At 40.9% G+C, this 17004-nt stretch carries 17 protein-coding genes and 1 tRNA gene; 16 read left to right on the top strand and 2 right to left on the bottom strand.

Features of this window, described 5'->3' with window-relative positions; all coding sequences use genetic code 11:
• Positions 1-15: 15 nt before the first annotated feature.
• The 12 genes from rnpM to IEU71_RS04840 all read left to right on the top strand — a co-directional run bounded on the left by rnpM (position 16) and on the right by IEU71_RS04840 (position 11823).
• A complete protein-coding gene (rnpM, locus tag IEU71_RS04895; protein WP_010295225.1) occupies positions 16-312 on the top strand; it encodes an RNase P modulator RnpM in 297 nt (98 codons plus the stop codon).
• Positions 302-622 carry a L7Ae/L30e/S12e/Gadd45 family ribosomal protein gene (locus IEU71_RS04890; protein WP_036066420.1) on the top strand — a complete coding sequence of 107 codons (321 nt, stop codon included), beginning with the start codon at positions 302-304 and terminating at the stop codon, positions 620-622. The genes rnpM and IEU71_RS04890 overlap by 11 nt, the downstream gene beginning before the upstream one ends.
• Entirely contained in the window at positions 623-3130 is a 2508-nt protein-coding gene (gene infB / locus IEU71_RS04885) for a translation initiation factor IF-2 (RefSeq protein WP_004910893.1), read from the top strand.
• A gap of 44 nt (positions 3131-3174) precedes the next feature.
• Positions 3175-3528 carry a 30S ribosome-binding factor RbfA gene (rbfA, locus tag IEU71_RS04880; protein WP_004910896.1) on the top strand — a complete coding sequence of 118 codons (354 nt, stop codon included), beginning with the start codon at positions 3175-3177 and terminating at the stop codon, positions 3526-3528.
• Positions 3529-3621: 93 nt separating this feature from the next.
• Entirely contained in the window at positions 3622-4809 is a 1188-nt protein-coding gene (locus IEU71_RS04875; protein WP_004910898.1) for an aminotransferase class I/II-fold pyridoxal phosphate-dependent enzyme, read from the top strand.
• Complete coding sequence (locus IEU71_RS04870; RefSeq protein ID WP_004910901.1) at positions 4806-5345, top strand: PTS sugar transporter subunit IIA; 540 nt, start codon at positions 4806-4808, stop codon at positions 5343-5345. Before IEU71_RS04875 ends, IEU71_RS04870 begins: the two co-directional genes overlap by 4 nt.
• A complete protein-coding gene (gene truB / locus IEU71_RS04865) occupies positions 5323-6231 on the top strand; it encodes a tRNA pseudouridine(55) synthase TruB (RefSeq protein ID WP_004910903.1) in 909 nt (302 codons plus the stop codon). The genes IEU71_RS04870 and truB overlap by 23 nt, the downstream gene beginning before the upstream one ends.
• 2 nt (positions 6232-6233) lie before the next feature.
• Entirely contained in the window at positions 6234-7181 is a 948-nt protein-coding gene (gene ribF / locus IEU71_RS04860) for a riboflavin biosynthesis protein RibF (RefSeq protein WP_004910904.1), read from the top strand.
• 121 nt (positions 7182-7302) lie between these two features.
• The gene (hrcA, locus tag IEU71_RS04855; RefSeq protein ID WP_004910907.1) at positions 7303-8328 is read left to right on the top strand and encodes a heat-inducible transcriptional repressor HrcA; all 1026 of its coding nucleotides are present in this window, start codon (positions 7303-7305) and stop codon (positions 8326-8328) included.
• Between the two features lie 17 nt (positions 8329-8345).
• Positions 8346-8906 (top strand): nucleotide exchange factor GrpE, encoded by a 561-nt coding sequence (grpE, locus tag IEU71_RS04850; protein ID WP_004910909.1) that lies wholly within the window; start codon positions 8346-8348, stop codon positions 8904-8906.
• Positions 8907-8985: 79 nt separating this feature from the next.
• A complete protein-coding gene (gene dnaK, locus IEU71_RS04845; protein WP_004910910.1) occupies positions 8986-10833 on the top strand; it encodes a molecular chaperone DnaK in 1848 nt (615 codons plus the stop codon).
• A gap of 66 nt (positions 10834-10899) precedes the next feature.
• Positions 10900-11823 (top strand): DnaJ C-terminal domain-containing protein, encoded by a 924-nt coding sequence (locus IEU71_RS04840; protein ID WP_004910912.1) that lies wholly within the window; start codon positions 10900-10902, stop codon positions 11821-11823.
• A gap of 48 nt (positions 11824-11871) precedes the next feature.
• On the opposite strand, the gene def is transcribed toward IEU71_RS04840, so the two are convergent.
• Positions 11872-12450 carry a peptide deformylase gene (gene def / locus IEU71_RS04835; protein WP_004913995.1) on the bottom strand — a complete coding sequence of 193 codons (579 nt, stop codon included), beginning with the start codon at positions 12448-12450 and terminating at the stop codon, positions 11872-11874.
• Positions 12451-12505: 55 nt separating this feature from the next.
• Here def and IEU71_RS04830 point away from each other — a divergent pair, with 55 nt between their 5' ends.
• From IEU71_RS04830 to IEU71_RS04815, 4 genes are all read left to right on the top strand, one after another.
• Positions 12506-12778, top strand: a complete 273-nt coding sequence (locus IEU71_RS04830; RefSeq protein ID WP_004913994.1) for a UPF0223 family protein — start codon at positions 12506-12508, stop codon at positions 12776-12778.
• Positions 12775-13560: an inositol monophosphatase family protein gene (locus IEU71_RS04825; RefSeq protein ID WP_004913991.1), complete on the top strand. Its 786-nt coding sequence runs from the start codon at positions 12775-12777 to the stop codon at positions 13558-13560. The genes IEU71_RS04830 and IEU71_RS04825 overlap by 4 nt, the downstream gene beginning before the upstream one ends.
• Before the next feature lie 62 nt (positions 13561-13622).
• Complete coding sequence (gene typA / locus IEU71_RS04820; protein ID WP_004913990.1) at positions 13623-15461, top strand: translational GTPase TypA; 1839 nt, start codon at positions 13623-13625, stop codon at positions 15459-15461.
• Positions 15462-15511: 50 nt separating this feature from the next.
• Positions 15512-15600, top strand: a tRNA-Ser gene (locus IEU71_RS04815).
• A gap of 138 nt (positions 15601-15738) precedes the next feature.
• Here IEU71_RS04815 and IEU71_RS04810 read toward each other — a convergent pair.
• The gene (locus IEU71_RS04810; RefSeq protein WP_004913988.1) at positions 15739-16917 is read right to left on the bottom strand and encodes a tyrosine-type recombinase/integrase; all 1179 of its coding nucleotides are present in this window, start codon (positions 16915-16917) and stop codon (positions 15739-15741) included.
• Positions 16918-17004: the final 87 nt, after the last annotated feature.

Here is a 17004-nt window from a genome sequence, read left to right as displayed (position 1 = left end):
TAATGTTTTAAAACTATGAAACCTCGTAAAATACCAATGCGAAAAGACATTGTAACAGGTGAAATGTTTCCTAAAAAAGATCTCGTTCGTGTCGTTCGCGACAAAGAAGGTAAGGTCACTTTAGATCCTACAAGCAAGGCAAATGGCCGTGGTGCATACATTAGTTTAGATGTGGCCGTAGCGGAAAAAGCTAAACAAAAGCGTATCTTTGATAAAGCGTTTGAGGTGAAAGTGCCTGATCAGTTTTATGACGAACTGATAGCATACGTTGACCATCAGCAAGCGCGTCGGGAGTTGTTCGGTGATCAGTAAGGACGAACAGATCTTAAATTTGCTAGGTTTGGCAATGCGTGCTGGAAAATTAGTGTTGGGAACGGCACCAACTCTTGCAGCTATTCGTGGACAAAAAGTGTCATTGGCATTTTTTCCAAGCGACGGTGGCGCAAGCCAAGCTAAAAAATTAGCCGACAAATCATCGTTTTACAATGTCAGATTAATACAAGACTATACTAAACAGCAATTGACAGATGCCATCGGTGTTAATCGGGGTGTGTTTGCAGTTGCGGATCATGGTTTTAGTCACAAAATTAAACAATTAATATCAGAAAAGGAGCGGAACTAAATGGCAGAAGAAAAGAAATTCTCAGGCTCAAACCGTCCTGCAAGAAAACAGGCAGTGCCAGAACGTAAGGAATTGCCCGCATCGCAACGACGCCATGCGGCTAAGTTAGCAGATGGTGCAACACCAGCTCAAAATAGTTCACGTCCAGCACGTCAGGGACGTCCAAATAACAATAATGGTCAAGGTCACCAAAACAACGGTGGCCAAGGTCAAAAGCGTACTACATCTCAGAATCGACCAAATAATAATGGTCAGAGTCGTTCAAATACAAACAACGCTAACCGTAATAGTAGCCGACCAGGTTCACGAGTGGCCCCATCTGAAGGCCGTCCAATGGTTCGTGAAAAGAAAAATTGGTCAACCAAGCCACGTGCCGGACAAGTAGATTATTCAGCTAAACCTGATAATAGTCTCAAACAGTACGTGAATGAAAACGAAAAAAAGCGTCAAGCCTCTGAAGCAGTTAAACATCCCAAAAAGGCTGCTGCTAAACCAGCAACGCAACCTAAAGCGCAACCTGCAGCCGCAGCACAACCAGCAACTCCTGCCGCTGGAACAGGTAAGTTTGGTGGTGCACTAGCTTCTGGTAATAACTCTGCGCGTAATAATTCACGCAAGCGTAATACTAATGGAACTGGACAGCAAACGCCACGCCGTAATGATCGACCACGTGGGTCTAAAAAGTCACGTCGCATTGCCGCAAAGCACCAACCAGCAGCACCAGTGACTGTTCGAAAGGAGCAGCCATTGCCAGAAGTTTTGGAATATCGTATTGGCATGAACGTCCAAGATTTGTCAAAACTTTTGCATCGTGATACAGCAGAAATTATCAAAAAGTTGTTCTTGTTGGGAATTGTAACAAACCAAAACCAAAGTTTGGACGAAGATACAATTGAAATTTTGGCTGCAGATTACGGTATTGATGCTAAAGTTAAAGAAGAAGAAGATGTTGCCAATATTGATCGTTTCTTTGATGATGAAACGATTGATGAAAGCAAATTGGTACCTCGACCACCTGTTGTTACAATCATGGGTCACGTCGATCATGGTAAAACAACTTTGTTAGATTACTTGCGTAATTCACACGTGACTGAAGGCGAAGCTGGTGGTATTACACAACACATTGGTGCTTATCAAACTCGTTTGAATGATAAGTTAATCACTTTCTTGGATACACCAGGGCACGCAGCCTTTACAGAGATGCGCGCGCGTGGTGCTAACGTGACGGATTTGACAATTTTGGTGGTTGCTGCTGATGATGGTGTTATGCCACAAACAATCGAAGCGATTAACCATGCCAAAGCAGCCGGAACACCTATCATCGTGGCAGTTAACAAGATTGATAAGCCTGGTGCCAATCCAGATGATGTGATGAACCAATTGCTGGCATATGATTTAGTGCCTGAAGAATACGGTGGTGACACAATCTTTGTTAAGATTTCTGCCAAGTTTGGACAAAATGTTGATGAGTTACTGGAAATGATTTTGCTACAAGCTGAAGTGCTTGAACTTAAGGCCGATCCTGATATGCCAGCTCGTGGTTCAGTGATTGAAGCACGTTTGGATCGTGGACGTGGACCTGTTGCGACTGTGTTGGTGCAACAAGGTAGTATGCATGTTGGTGATCCAATTGTTGTAGGAAATACTTATGGTCGCGTTCGAACAATGACAAATGAGCGCGGTGTTGAACTAGAAGCTGCGCTACCAGCAACTCCAGTTCAAATTACTGGTTTGAATGATGTACCGCAAGCTGGTGATCGTTTCATCGTTATGGCTGATGAAAAAACAGCTCGTGCAGCTGGTGAAGAACGTGCAAAGCGTGCGCAAGAAGCCATTCGTAATTCAGGTTCAGTCGTTACACTTGATACTTTGTTTAATACAATGGCAGAGAAGGCCATGAAGACTGTTCCTATTATCGTTAAGGCTGATGTACAAGGTTCAGTTGAGGCACTTTCTGGCTCACTGAAGAAAATTGAAGTGGATGGTGTTCGTGTTGATATTATTCACACGGCTGTTGGTGCTATCAATGAATCTGATGTGACATTGGCCGAAGCATCTGGGGCTGTTATCATTGGCTTCAATGTACGTCCTACGCCATTGGCTAAATCTCAGGCTGAAACGGAAAAAGTTGATATTCGTTTCTACAACGTGATTTATAACGCTATTGATGATGTCGAAGCAGCTATGAAAGGCCAACTTGAACCTGTATTTGAAGAAAAGATTATCGGCCAGGTGGTTGTTAAAGAACTCTTCAAGTTCTCTAAAGTTGGTACCATTGCCGGTGCTATGGTTGAAGAAGGTAAAATTACCAAAGAATCTAAAGTTCGTGTCATTCGTGATGGTGTTGTCGTATTTGATGGTGAGGTTGGCTCACTTCAACGTGGTAAAGATGCTGTGAACGAAGTCAAAATGGGATTTGAATTCGGATTCACTGTGGCCAAGTACAACGATGTTCATGTGGGCGATGTTGTTGAAGCCTATGTGATGCAAGAAGTTAAGCCTAAGTAACCTGGAAACAAATATAATCAATTAAAGAAAAGAGGCATGCAGTTATGGCTAATCCACAACGCGCAGGTCGTCTTGCTCAAGAAGTTCAACGTGATGTAACAGATCTATTGCTCAAGCGAATCAATGATCCTCGTGTACAAGATGTTACGGTCACAAGTGTTGAATTGACAGGTGATTTGCAAATTGCAACAATTTATTATTCAATCTTGTCTGATTTAGCAAGTGATGCTAAAAAAGCACAAGCAGGATTAGAAGCCGCTAGTGGTTTAATTCGGAAAGAATTAGGTTCGCGTTTGACGGTGTATAAGATTCCTGAATTAAAATTTGTGCGTGATAATTCCGTTCAATATGGTAATCATATTGAGGACTTAATCCGTCAGTTACACAAAGAAAATTAATAAGTTGTGAAGAAAAGACTCTCCCCCATTTGGGGAAGAGTCTTTTGTGTTAAAATAGGATTATCAAATTATTTTAAGAAAATGAGCTAATACATGACTAAATTGAGACAACCAATCAACAGTGCTGTTGCAGAGATGGCGGCAGATAAATTGCTGAACTTCCAATTGATGATTCGCGATATCCCCGGCATTCTTCGTCTTACTTTTGGAGAACCGGGTTTCGATGTTGACGATAAAATTAAACAAGCGACAATTAATGCGATTAATCATAATCGATCGCATTATGCTGAGAGTCAAGGTGAAACTAATTTGCGACAGGAAGTTGTCACCTACTTCAATGAAAAATATCATTTGAATTTTAAAAACGAAGATAATGTTATTGTGACGCAAGGTGTGAGCGAAGCCGTTAACGTCGTTTTTCAAACACTATTAAATGTTAATGATGGTTTGATAATTCCGGAACCAGCCTATGGTCCTTACTTTGCTTCACTTGATTTGGCGCGTGGGACCAGAATTAGTATTGATACAACACCAAATCACTTTAAATTGACACCAGAAATGGTTGACAAAGCAATTGCTGAAGCAACAGTACCTGTAAAAGCTATTCTGATGAATTATCCTACCAATCCTACTGGGGTAACATATTCACGTGAAGAATTAGAAGCGCTGGCAGTAACATTTAAAAAGCATCATCTCTGGGTGATTTCTGATGAAATTTATTCAGTTTTGACCTATAACAAAGAGCATGTGTCTTTGGCTGAAATTATTCCTGAACAAACAATTTATATTAACGGTTTGTCAAAATCACATGCAATGACTGGTTATCGCGTTGGCTTTATTTTAGCGCAAAAAGAAATTATTGATGAAATGCAGAAAGTGCACGGTGCGCTTGTATTTGCGCTACCAACATTCGTTCAAGATGCAGCGTTAGTTGCTTTACGTGACGTGACAGAGGCACCGGTATTGATGCGTGATACTTATCAAAACCGTCGCGACAATTTGCTGGCACAATTGCAAGAGTTGGGATTTGAGGTTGTTGAACCTGAGGGTGCTTTCTACCTATTTGCAAAACTACCTGCAGATTTAGGTAACGATGGGGATAGCTTTGCATTAGAATTGGCGCAACAGGGCAAGGTTGCTGTGATTCCGGGATCAGCATTTAGTCACGGTGAAGAACCTAACCCATATATTAGAATTTCGTACGCTGCGTCTGATGCTGATTTAGCTGAAGGCATGAAACGTATAACAAACTATATTGAAAAGGTACGCAGTTCAAAATGAATTTTTGGCAACGAATTTTTCGCTTGAAGAAAAAACAAACACAAGTAAATGCGACTGGGCGGCTCAATGCTATTAAAATGGCAAAGAAAACGGGGACGCTTGTTTTGGTGGCACCGGCCAGTGGACAATTACGACCTATTAAGGAAAGTCATGATGAGCACTATCAAGCGGCCAATGGTATTATGTTGATTCCAAACGGCGGAAATTTAATGCTACCCGTATCCGGAATTGTGAGTGAATCGACAACGGAAAAGCTAATGATTACTGATGGTCTTGACCAAAGCGTGACAATGAGCTTAGTTGGACAAGGCGAGGCTGCTCGATTAGCGCGTTATAGCGCTGGGCAACAATTACATGCTGGTGATGTTGTGGGAACAGCTAGTCAAAGAATCCTAGCACAAAATAATGAGGCTGTTCGCATATATGTTGTTTGGTCAGAACATCAAGTACCCAAAGTTCGTTTTGGTTCAGTTTATGCAGGACAAAACATTTGGCAATCCGAGGACGACTTTAATGACAAACAAGCAGATGATTGATGGCGTTCTGGTTGTCGATAAACCAAGGGGTGTTACTTCTTTTGATGTTGTTCGGCAGGTGCGTCGGCTGTTTGGACAAAAAAAGGTTGGGCACGCTGGTACATTAGACCCATCTGTGGCAGGCGTGTTAGTCGTTGCGCTTGGCAAAGCGACTAAATTAATTGATGAGCTCCAAACTAGGCCAAAACGCTATATTGGTGAGATTACGCTTGGCTTTGCTACGGAAACAGAGGATTTAGATGGTGCTGTTATTGCCAGAAAAACCATTGATACACCAATTGCAACGACAACAATTGATGCTGCAATAAAAGTTTTAAATGGCGCAATTAAACAGATTCCACCGATGTATTCAGCTGTGAAAGTGAACGGTCGTCGTCTCTATGACTATGCCAGATCAGGTGAGACAGTGACGCGCCCAGAACGCGATGCAATGATTTATGATTTTCATCGAACGTCAGATGTTAATTTTGAAAATAATGTCCAAAAATTTAATTTTGAGGCAACTGTATCTAAAGGAACCTATATCAGGACGTTAGCTTCAGATACTGGCAAAGCACTTGATATACCGGCAACTATGACGAGTCTAACACGGACGATGGGCAGTGGCTTCACATTGAGCCAAGCTCATGATCTAACAGAGGTTGAAAAGCTTGCACCAGATGATTTGCTTCAAATTATTGTTCCAATCAAAGACATTTTGACTTGGCCGACTCACATTCTCTCAGATGATGAATGGTTTGCCGTTAAAAATGGTCAAAAAAATGCCCACTGGGAACCAAGTACAAATTTTAAACAACTTTATTATAACGATAAATTAAAAGCGGTCTATCAGTATGATAACAGTGAACAGGTTTGGCGTTCACGTTATGTATTTGATAATCAATAAATATGACAGATATAATTAAACTTCACTATCCAATTCAAAATGATTTCGAGCCAACGCAACAAGTTGTTGCGATGGGCTTTTTTGATGGTGTTCATCAAGGTCATCAATCAGTGATTAGACGTGCTAAACTTGAGGCTGAAAAACGGCACGTGCCACTCGCTGTATTAACGTATGACCCTCATCCGATTGTCGCTTTCAAAACGTTAACACAACCCTTGAGATATCTTACGCCATTGGATCAAAAAATTGAATTGATGTCAGATTTGGGTGTTGATCGTGTGTACGTCATGCGATTTACATCTGTTCTTGCGCATTTAACAGCACAACAATTCGTGGATGAGGTGTTAATGCATTTAAATCCAGTGGCAGTTGTTGCTGGATTTGATCACTTGTATGGTCCGGCACATACCAATAGTGACATGACGCATTTACAAGGTTATGCTGGCAAACGATTTGAAGCAATTACTGTGCCAAAATTCAGCTTAGACGATCAAAAAATTGGTTCTTCACAAATCAGGAAATCACTCGACGACGGTGATGTTGATGAGGCAGCGAGACAATTGGCCCGGATCCACACGACAACGGGGATGATTGTTCATGGCAAGGCGAGAGGGCGAGAACTAGGTTTTCCAACTGCTAATATTCAAACACCAGAACAAGAATGGTTACCAGGAATCGGCATTTATGCTGTCAAAATTAAAATTGCTGGTCAGTGGTATATTGGCATGGCAAGTATTGGTAGGAATGTCACTTTTGGCGAAAATAGACCAGTGACTGTGGAAATTAATATTTTGAATTTTCATAATGAGGTCTATGGTGAGGCAGTTAAGGTTGCTTGGTATCATCGTTTGCGCGGTGAGATTAAATTCAATAATGCTGAGGAACTAATTGAGCAACTTGTTAAAGATCAAACGGCGACGCAACAATATTTTGAGACACTTGAAAAATAATCAAGTGTCTTTTTTGGCACTCTAATAAAAAGAGTGCCAAAAAGGGTTGCTTTTTTGAAAAATTAGTGTATCATAATAGATGTTAGCAGTTAAAAAAAAGAGTGCTAAAAGGAGTGATGAGATGGCACTGACCGACAGACAAAAGTTAATTTTGAGTGCTATCATTTATGAATATACTCAGACTGCTCATGCGGTTGGTTCAAAAAGCCTGCAAGAGCAACTTAATATTAAAGTAAGTTCTGCTACTATTCGTAATGAGATGGCAACACTAGAAGCTGATGCTTTTATCAAAAAATTACACACTTCTGCAGGTCGAGTACCATCTTACGAGGGATATCGTTATTATCTTGACCATTTGATGGTTACTCGTAATGCATCCTCACAAGATGTTCGTGCTGTTATTCAATCCTTCCGAGGTAATTTTCATGAAATTGATGATTTGTTGGATGAAACAGCGAGAACACTTTCTGCACTAACTGGCTATGCGGCTTTGATTCTTAAGCCTAAACGTTCGGACATTAAAGTTTCTGGGTTCCGTCTCGTACCATTAGAGGGACATCAACTGATTGCGGTTCTTGTTACTAATGATGGTAAGGTGACCAGCCAAACTTTCAAACTGCCAAACGAAATGGCGATTGAATCATTGGAGGGCATGGTTAAATATATTAACGAGCAGATGGTTGGTAGACCAGTTAATGATGTTCTAAAAATGATGCAATCTGATGAGTTACCGACTCAAATGAGTCGTATGATTCAAACACCGGCTGCATTTTTACAATTGTTTGGTGATGTATTAGCCCGCTCCGTCGGTGATAATGTTCACATTGGTGGCAGACTCAACGTCCTTGATTTCAGTGGTGAAACTGGTGTTAACAATATTAAGCATTTACTGGAGTTTCTCACTAATGCGAGAGCAGTTAGACAAATTGTGGCACCCTCGCCACAAGTACAAATTAAAATTGGTCGAGAAATTGGCGAAAAATTGCTTTCCAATTTTAGCTTAATCACGCGAGAATTCGTGGTGCCTAATCAAGGTAATGGTGTTATTGCCTTACTTGGTCCAATACCGATGGCGTATAGTAAAAATGCGTTACTAATGGACGCTTTCGGTGAAGCACTAAGTCAAAAGATGATTGAATATACATAATTTAGGAGGTCACACCTGTGACAGATAAAAACGAAGAAGTGGTTGAAGAACAAGTTGTTGACGACGAAACGACAACACAAGAAGTTGAAGCTGATGTTGATGATTTGGATACTGATGTTGATCCCAAACAGGTAGAAATTAACGAATTAACCGCAAAGGTAACAGAATTAGAAGATAAATTACTTCGATCTCAAGCAGAAATTCAAAATATTCAGCAACGTAATGCACGAGAAATACAAGGCATTCGCAAATATGACGGACAACGTTTGGCGACATCAGTTTTACCAGCAGTTGACAACTTAGAACGTGCTCTAGCAGTCGAAGCAGATGATGCAGTTGCAAAACAAATTAAAACTGGTGTTGATATGACACTTAAAACTTTAACTCAGGCGTTAACGGACAATGGTATTATTGCAACAGGTGAAGTTGGCGAGACATTTGATCCCACTAAACATCAAGCAATTCAATCAGTTGACAGTGATGATGTTGAATCAGATCAAATTGCACAGGTTTTGCAAAAAGGTTATATGTTGCAAGATCGAGTGTTGCGACCAGCAATGGTTGCTGTTGCGAAATAATTATTATGGTGATTCAGCGCTGGCACCACACCTTAAAAAGACTAACTAATTAATTAAAAAGTAAAGGAAGAATATATTCATGTCAAAGATTATTGGTATTGATTTAGGAACTACAAACTCAGCTGTTGCCGTCCTTGAAGGTGGCGAACCAAAGATTATTACAAACCCAGATGGTGGTCGCACCACACCTTCAGTTGTGTCATTTAAAAATGGTGAAAGCCAAGTTGGTGACGTGGCTAAGCGTCAAGCTATTACAAACCCAGACACAATCATTTCAATTAAGTCACACATGGGTGAAGCTGGTTACAAGGTTAAAGCCAATGGTAAAGACTATACACCACAAGAAATTTCAGCAATGGTTTTGCAATACATCAAAGGATATGCTGAAGACTACTTGGGTGAAAAAGTTGACAAAGCAGTGATTACAGTGCCTGCCTACTTTAACGATGCCCAACGTCAAGCAACTAAAGACGCTGGTAAGATTGCTGGCTTGGAAGTTGAACGTATCATTAACGAACCAACTGCTGCTGCTTTGGCGTACGGCTTAGATAAATTAGACAAAGATGAAAAGATTTTGGTTTATGATTTGGGTGGTGGTACATTTGATGTTTCTATCCTTGAATTAGGTGACGGTGTCTTTGAAGTTTTGTCAACAAACGGTGATACACACCTTGGTGGTGATGATTTTGATAACAAAATCATTGACTACTTGGCAGCGCAATTTAAAGCTGAAAATGGCATTGATTTGAAAGATGACAAGTTGGCTTTGCAACGTTTGAAGGATGCCGCTGAATCAGCAAAGAAGACGTTGTCTTCAGCTAACGAAGCACAAATTGATTTGCCATTTATTGCTTCAGGTGATCAAGGTCCATTGCACTTGCAAACATCTTTGACACGTGCTAAGTTTAATGAATTGACAGCTGATTTGGTTAAGAAAGCGGAGCAACCAGTTTTGAATGCTTTGAAGGATGCTGGCTTGTCATTCTCAGATATTGATGAAGTTATTTTGAATGGTGGTTCAACACGTATTCCAGCTGTTCAAGAATCAGTTAAAAAGTTGACTGGTAAAGAACCAAACCATTCAATTAACCCTGATGAAGCTGTTGCCTTAGGCGCTGCTGTTCAAGGTGGTGTGATTACGGGTGATGTTAAAGATGTTGTTTTGCTTGACGTGACACCTCTATCATTAGGTATTGAGACTATGGGTGGTGTCTTCACAAAGTTGATTGATCGCAACACTACTATTCCAACATCAAAGTCTCAAGTCTTCTCAACTGCGGCTGATAACCAACCTGCAGTTGATATTCATGTTTTGCAAGGTGAGCGTTCAATGGCCGCTGATAACAAAACGTTAGGACGCTTCCAATTATCAGATATTCCAGCTGCAAAGCGTGGCGTACCACAAATCGAAGTGACATTTGATATTGACCGTAATGGTATTGTAAATGTCTCTGCTAAGGATTTGGGTACTCAAAAAGAGCAAAAGATTACTATCCAAGCCGCTGGTGGTTTGTCTGATGAAGAAATTGAACAAATGATGAATGATGCCAAGGCCAACGAAGAAGCCGATGCTAAGAAGAAAGAAGCGGTTGACACTCGCAACGAAGCTGACCAACTCATTTTCCAAACTGAAAAGACTTTGGAAGAAGTTGGCGACAAGTTGGGTGATGACGATAAAAAACCAACTCAAGATGCTTTGGAAGCTTTGAAAAAGGCCAAGGAAGGTGCTTCTGCTGAGGATGCTGACTTAACTGATTTGAAGGCTAAGTCAGAGGAATTGACAAAGGTTGCTGGTGAATTAGCAATGAAGCTTTACCAACAAGCAGCACCAAAAGATGGTGCTGAAGGCGAAGCGAAGGCAGCTGATGATAATACAGTTGATGGCGATTTTGAAGAAGTTGATCCCAAAAAAGACGACAAGAAGTAATTATTAATCATGCAAACCGCATTCGTTGAGTGCGGTTTGTGTACATAAATTAGAAGGAGCGGGCACGTGAATAACACAGAATACTATGACCGTCTCGGCGTAGATAAGAACGCTAGTCAAGATGAAATAAAAAAAGCATATCGAAAGTTATCAAAAAAATATCATCCTGATTTGAACCATGAACCAGGAGCTGAAGATAAGTATAAACAAGTCCAAGAAGCTTTTGAAACTTTGGGTGACGAACAAAAGCGGGCACAATATGATCAATTTGGACCAGCTGGCGCGCAAGGCGGTTTTGGTGGACAAGGTGGCTTTGGTGGTTACCAGCAACAGGGTGGTTTTGGTGACTTTTCTGACCTGGGAGATATTTTTAGCCAAATGTTTGGTGGCGGTTACGATCCTAATCGACCAAGAAAAGGACAAGATTTACAGTACCGTATGCGTTTGACATTTGAGGAAGCTATCTTTGGTAAGGAAACGACGATTAAGTTCAAACGCGGCGATGGTTCTCAACATGAAATTAAAGTGACCGTGCCTGCTGGTGTTGAAACTGGACAACAAATGCGTTTGGCTGGTCAAGGTGAAGAAGGCTTTAACGGTGGACCACATGGTGATTTGTTCGTTGTCTTCCAAGTATCTGCTTCGCGTGACGGATTTGAACGTGATGGTGCTGATGTCTATCTTGAACAAAAAATTAGTTTCGTGACGGCTGCATTGGGTGATGATATCCAAGTGAAAACTGTGCACGGAGAAGTTAAGTTACGTATTCCCGCTGGTACACAGACCGGTAAACGTTTCCGCTTGAGTGGGAAGGGAGCGCCTCGTTTGCGCGGCAATGGAAATGGTGATCAATTCGTGATTGTTACTGTTGATGTGCCAACGAAGCTGAATAAAGAGCAAAAGAAGGCGTTAGAAGCCTTCCAAGAGGCAACAACGGGCACAAAGCGCAAAGGTTTCTTCGATAAATTGAATAATCATCAAATAAAATGAACTTCTTGAGTTGCTTTTATAACTCAAGAAGTTCATTTTATTTGATGATTATTCAATATATTTAGTATCATCATCAATTTGCCATGGGGCTTTGATATCAATATGATCATAATAAAGATGACCATGCAAATGATCAATTTCATGTTGGAAAACAATGGCAGGGTAGTCACGCAGTTTAATTGTTTGTGTCTTGCCGGTCTCATCTTGATAACGAACAGTGATTCGGTCGGCGCGCGGGACAAATCCAGGCACGTCTTCATCGACAGATAAGCAGCCTTCACCAACGTCCAGTGCGGCACGTTTGACTGACTCAGAAATAATCACAGGATTGAATATTGTACCTTTAAAATAGGGTTCATCTGGGTGCTCGTGTGGATCGAGTGATGGTACCAAAATTGACGCCATTCTTAAAGAATAACCAACTTGTGGCGCAGCTAAACCGACGCCGGGACGAAGGCCATATTTTTCATTTTCGGTTTCATCTTGAGAAACAACCAAATAGGTCATCATATCCTTAGCCAGCTGAGCGGTCTCATCGCTGAGCGGAAATGCAATATCTTTAGCTGTTTGGCGCAAGACAGGATCGCCGTCCCGCGTTATTTTATCCATTGTAAATCTGATTGTCATGTTTTTTACCTCATATTCTAGTATATCAAACGTTTGAACATGTTAAAATAAGATTATGAGTGAAAATTATACTTTACCAATTGACGGTAATTGGACAACTGAAGATATTGTGATTGTTTCAAATTTTGTTGACACTATTTTAAAGGCTTATGAAAGCGGTGTTTCAAGGGATGAATTGGTGCAACGCTATAATGATTATCGCGCTGTTATGCCTTCTAAAAGCGAACAAAAGCGTTTTGACAAGGACTTTGAGCGACAAACGGGACATAGTATTTATCAAGTAACTAAGTTATTGCAGACGAGCACAGAAAAGCGGGTGCGGCTATGACGATGAGTCAGTTTGAAGTTCAAAATATTGATCAAACGGTACTTCTGTGGCTTGATGAGCTACAAAAGGACACAATCAGTGCAATGAGGCAACATTTACAAGTTGGTACAAAACGTGATGAGCGTGATTTGGTTACCAATGTGGATAAGGCCAATGAACAAAAAATCAATGCGCTTATTAGATCTTTTGATACCAATGCACAAATTGTGAGTGAAGAGGGATTTGGTGATAAACCAACAGATATGAATGGTCACGTTTGGTTTGTTGATCCCATTGATGGCACAATGAACTTTGTCAAAGAGCATACTGATTTTGCTATCATGATAGCATTGTATGTGGATAATCAACCAGTTCTCGGTTGGATTCTGGATGTGGTTGACAATGTTGTATATCATGGCGGGCCAAAAATCGGCGTGTTTGCGAATCAGCTGCGCATTCAACAACCAGAAGACGACAGCTTGGCGGAAGGCGTGGTTTTGCTTAGCGGTGCCCGATTGCTGTATGGTATGTTTGGCTATGATCAAATTGCTAAAGCTGCTCTAGGATATCGAGTTATTGGCGCAGCCGGCCCCTCATTTATACGGGTTATTACAGGGCAAGCCGTTGGTTATTCGTCAAAAATGATGCCTTGGGATTTTGCTGCGGGCCAAGTTTTAGCGAAAACTTTAGGTTTAATTGTTTCAGATATTGACGGGCAAGTACTGGATATGTTATCATCAAACATAGTATTAGTTGCTACGAAACGAGCGCATCGCGACATTGTCGAGTTGCATAAAAGCTAGGGAATACGGATTCCCTAGCTTTTGTATGTGAGTAGCATTTAAATTAAAGGAGCACTGGAAAATTGGCAAATCGCGAAGACATTCGTAACATCGCTATCATTGCCCACGTCGATCACGGAAAGACGACGCTGGTTAACGAGCTTTTGAAACAATCAGACACTTTGGACTCACGCAAGGAATTGGGTGATCGCGCCATGGATACCAACGATATCGAAAAAGAGCGTGGTATCACTATCTTGTCAAAGAACACAGCCGTTAAGGTTGGTGACAAGCAAATTAACATTTTGGATACACCAGGTCACGCGGATTTTGGTGGTGAAGTTGAACGTATCATGGGTATGGTTGACGGTGTTTTGTTGGTTGTTGATGCCTTTGAAGGCACAATGCCACAAACTCGTTTCGTTTTGAAAAAAGCTTTCGAACAACACTTGACACCTATCGTGATTGTCAATAAAGTTGACCGCCCTGGTGCTCGCCCTGAAGAAGTTGTTGATGAAGTTTTGGATTTGTTCATTGAATTGGGTGCTGACGAAGAGGATTTGGATTTCCCAGTTATCTTTGCTTCAGCTATGAATGGTACATCATCATTATCACCAGTTGTTGAAGATCAAGAACACACAATGAAGCCAATCTTTGATGCTGTTTTTGCAACGATTCCTGCGCCAGTCGATAATTCTGATGAACCACTTCAATTCCAAGTGGCAATGTTGGATTATAACGACTTCGTTGGTCGTATTGGAATTGGTCGTGTTAAGCGCGGCACAATCAAAATTGGTGATAACGTTGAAGTTTTGAAGTTAGATGGCTCAACACAAAGTTTCCGTGTAACGAAATTGTCTGGTTTCATTGGCTTGGATCAAGTTGACATTGAAGAAGCCAAAGCCGGTGATTTGATTGCTGTGTCAGGTATGGAAGACATTTCTGTTGGGGAAACAGTTGCTGATCCTGCTCACCCAGATCCATTGCCAATCCTTCGTATTGACGAGCCAACTTTGCAAATGACTTTCCGTCAAAATGATAGCCCATTTGCTGGTAAAGAAGGTAAGTTTGTTACCGCACGTCAAATTGAAGATCGTTTGCGCCGCGAATTGCACACTGATGTTTCTTTGCGTGTTGAAGATACTGATCAAGCTGGTGCTTGGTTAGTATCTGGCCGTGGTGAATTGCACTTGGCCATCTTGATTGAAACAATGCGTCGTGAAGGCTTTGAATTGCAAGCATCACGTCCACAAGTTATTTACCGTGATATCGACGGGGTTCAGTCAGAGCCTTATGAATCTGTGCAAATTGATACACCTGATGAATATTCATCAACTGTTATTGATTCATTGAACCAACGTAAGGGTGAGATGGTTAATATGGAGTCTGTCGGAAACGGTCAAACACGTTTGACTTATATGGCACCTTCACGTGGTTTGATTGGTTATTCAACAGAATTCATGTCAGCTACAAGAGGTTATGGTATCTTTAACCATACGTATGCTGAATATCGTCCAGTTGTACGTAACTGGGAGCCAGGACGTCGTAATGGTGCCTTAGTTTCAATTAACCAAGGGGCAACTTCTAACTACGCTATTATGGGTGTTGAAGACCGTGGTCAAATGTTTGTTGGTGCCGGTGTTGAAGTATACGAAGGTATGGTTGTCGGTATGAATGCACGTGACAATGATATTTCAGTCAATGTCACAAAATTGAAGCCACAATCAAACGTTCGTTCTTCAAACAAGGATCAAACTGCTTCAATCAAGACACCTCGTACAATGAATTTGGAAGCGTCACTTGAATTCTTGAACGATGATGAATATGTTGAAGTGACACCTGAAAATGTTCGTATTCGTAAAGCTATTTTGAACACAGCTGAGCGTGAAAAGGCTGCAAAGCGCCGCAAAGCATCAAAGTGATTTTTATACGCTTGAAGTAGTGTAGGTATATATTCTAACTGCTTCATGATGGAGCTATGGCACAATCTGGTACTGCAACGGACTCGAAATCCGTCGAGCCGCTCTTGGCGGTGTGCGGGTTCAAATCCCGCTAGCTCCTTTCGAACGTGTGTTCGCATGTAACTATATGTACAAAAACGTTGTTAAATCAACGTTTTTTTATTTCACTAAACGTAAAATAACGTGAGAGAACAGCTCTCGTGGAGCCAAATTGGAGCCACACTCAACTTTTCTTAACCTAATCCCATATACCCTTGACCTTATCAGCTTCAGCGTTTGCAACCTCATCTAAAAACGCATGATAGTGCTTATGAATGATTTCAATTGTATGCCCAGATATTCTAGCAATATAATCCAATGAAATACCTTTTTGAATCAGAATAGTATCGTGGGTAGCTCTCAAAGTTTTAGGTGTTATGCTCAAACCGTCATGAGTTTTTAAAGGAATATCAAGTTGAGACAGAACATTGCGCAGGACTTTACCAGTATTAGCACCAGAAGATAATAGTCTATCACCACGAGAGGTTGGCGGACAATCATTTCTAAACATTAAATTATGCTCGTTGCTTATATTATAAGTAGCGAGCCTTTTTTGTTTGTCTTCACTAAATGAAATGATTAACTCCTCTAATTGTGGAGAGACAGGCACGTTTCGTTCGGAACGAGTTTTAGTGTAAGGCTTGATAGCATTGTCTTGTTCCACATACGTATTGTGAACATGTAGTAAGTGCCTTGTTACGTTTAAATCATCAAACTGCAATGCTTTAGCTTCACTAGGTCTTAGCCCACACTCTAGCATGATCAGTAGTGTTAAATATTCCTGATGAATCAAATTAGTGTGTTCATAGAAATAGTTTCGTAACTTACTTGCATCTTCCATGCTTAAACTAGCGACCGGTTTAAATAGCCCTTTATCCACGCCTGTGGTCTTTATACGGTATTCTGAAGGCATAGGTGTCTTTCTGATTAAGCCGTCATATTCAGCGTCAGAGAACGCCTTAGAAAGAAATGAGCGATACTTATTGACGGTACTAGTAGCATAGCGTTTTCCCAATGAATTAAAATAGAGTTGAATAGCCGTTTTGTTACCATCGAAAAACTTTAGTGGTTTTCCGGGTAAGTCAATACGCAATCGTTTGATCAGTGTATTGTAGTTATTCTTACTATTTGTTTCAAGATATGGTTCAACGTTTGATAGATACCATTGTTCAAAATATCGCCACAATGCCATAGATCCGTTGGCGGCTATATAGCCACTTGCGAACGCAATTCTGTCTTCGCTTTCTATCTCCTTTGCCTCTTGATAGGAATCAACATATTTTCTAGGTGAAAAATGGCGTTTTCCCAATTGGTCACGAGTTGATGTTCTTACAACATATTTTCCGGCAAATCTGCCAGTAGTAACTTTTTTTATCATACTGATATTATCCTTATATTATTATTCGTAGGTAGCTCCTACATGCTCTGAGTATAAAATTTATACTTAGATGGATGATGCGCCGTG

Origin of the sequence: Leuconostoc falkenbergense (assembly GCF_014634805.1) — a bacterium.
GTDB lineage: Bacteria > Bacillota > Bacilli > Lactobacillales > Lactobacillaceae > Leuconostoc > Leuconostoc falkenbergense.
Note: the sequence above shows the minus strand (reverse complement) of the source record. Positions and strands in the feature narration are given on the sequence as shown.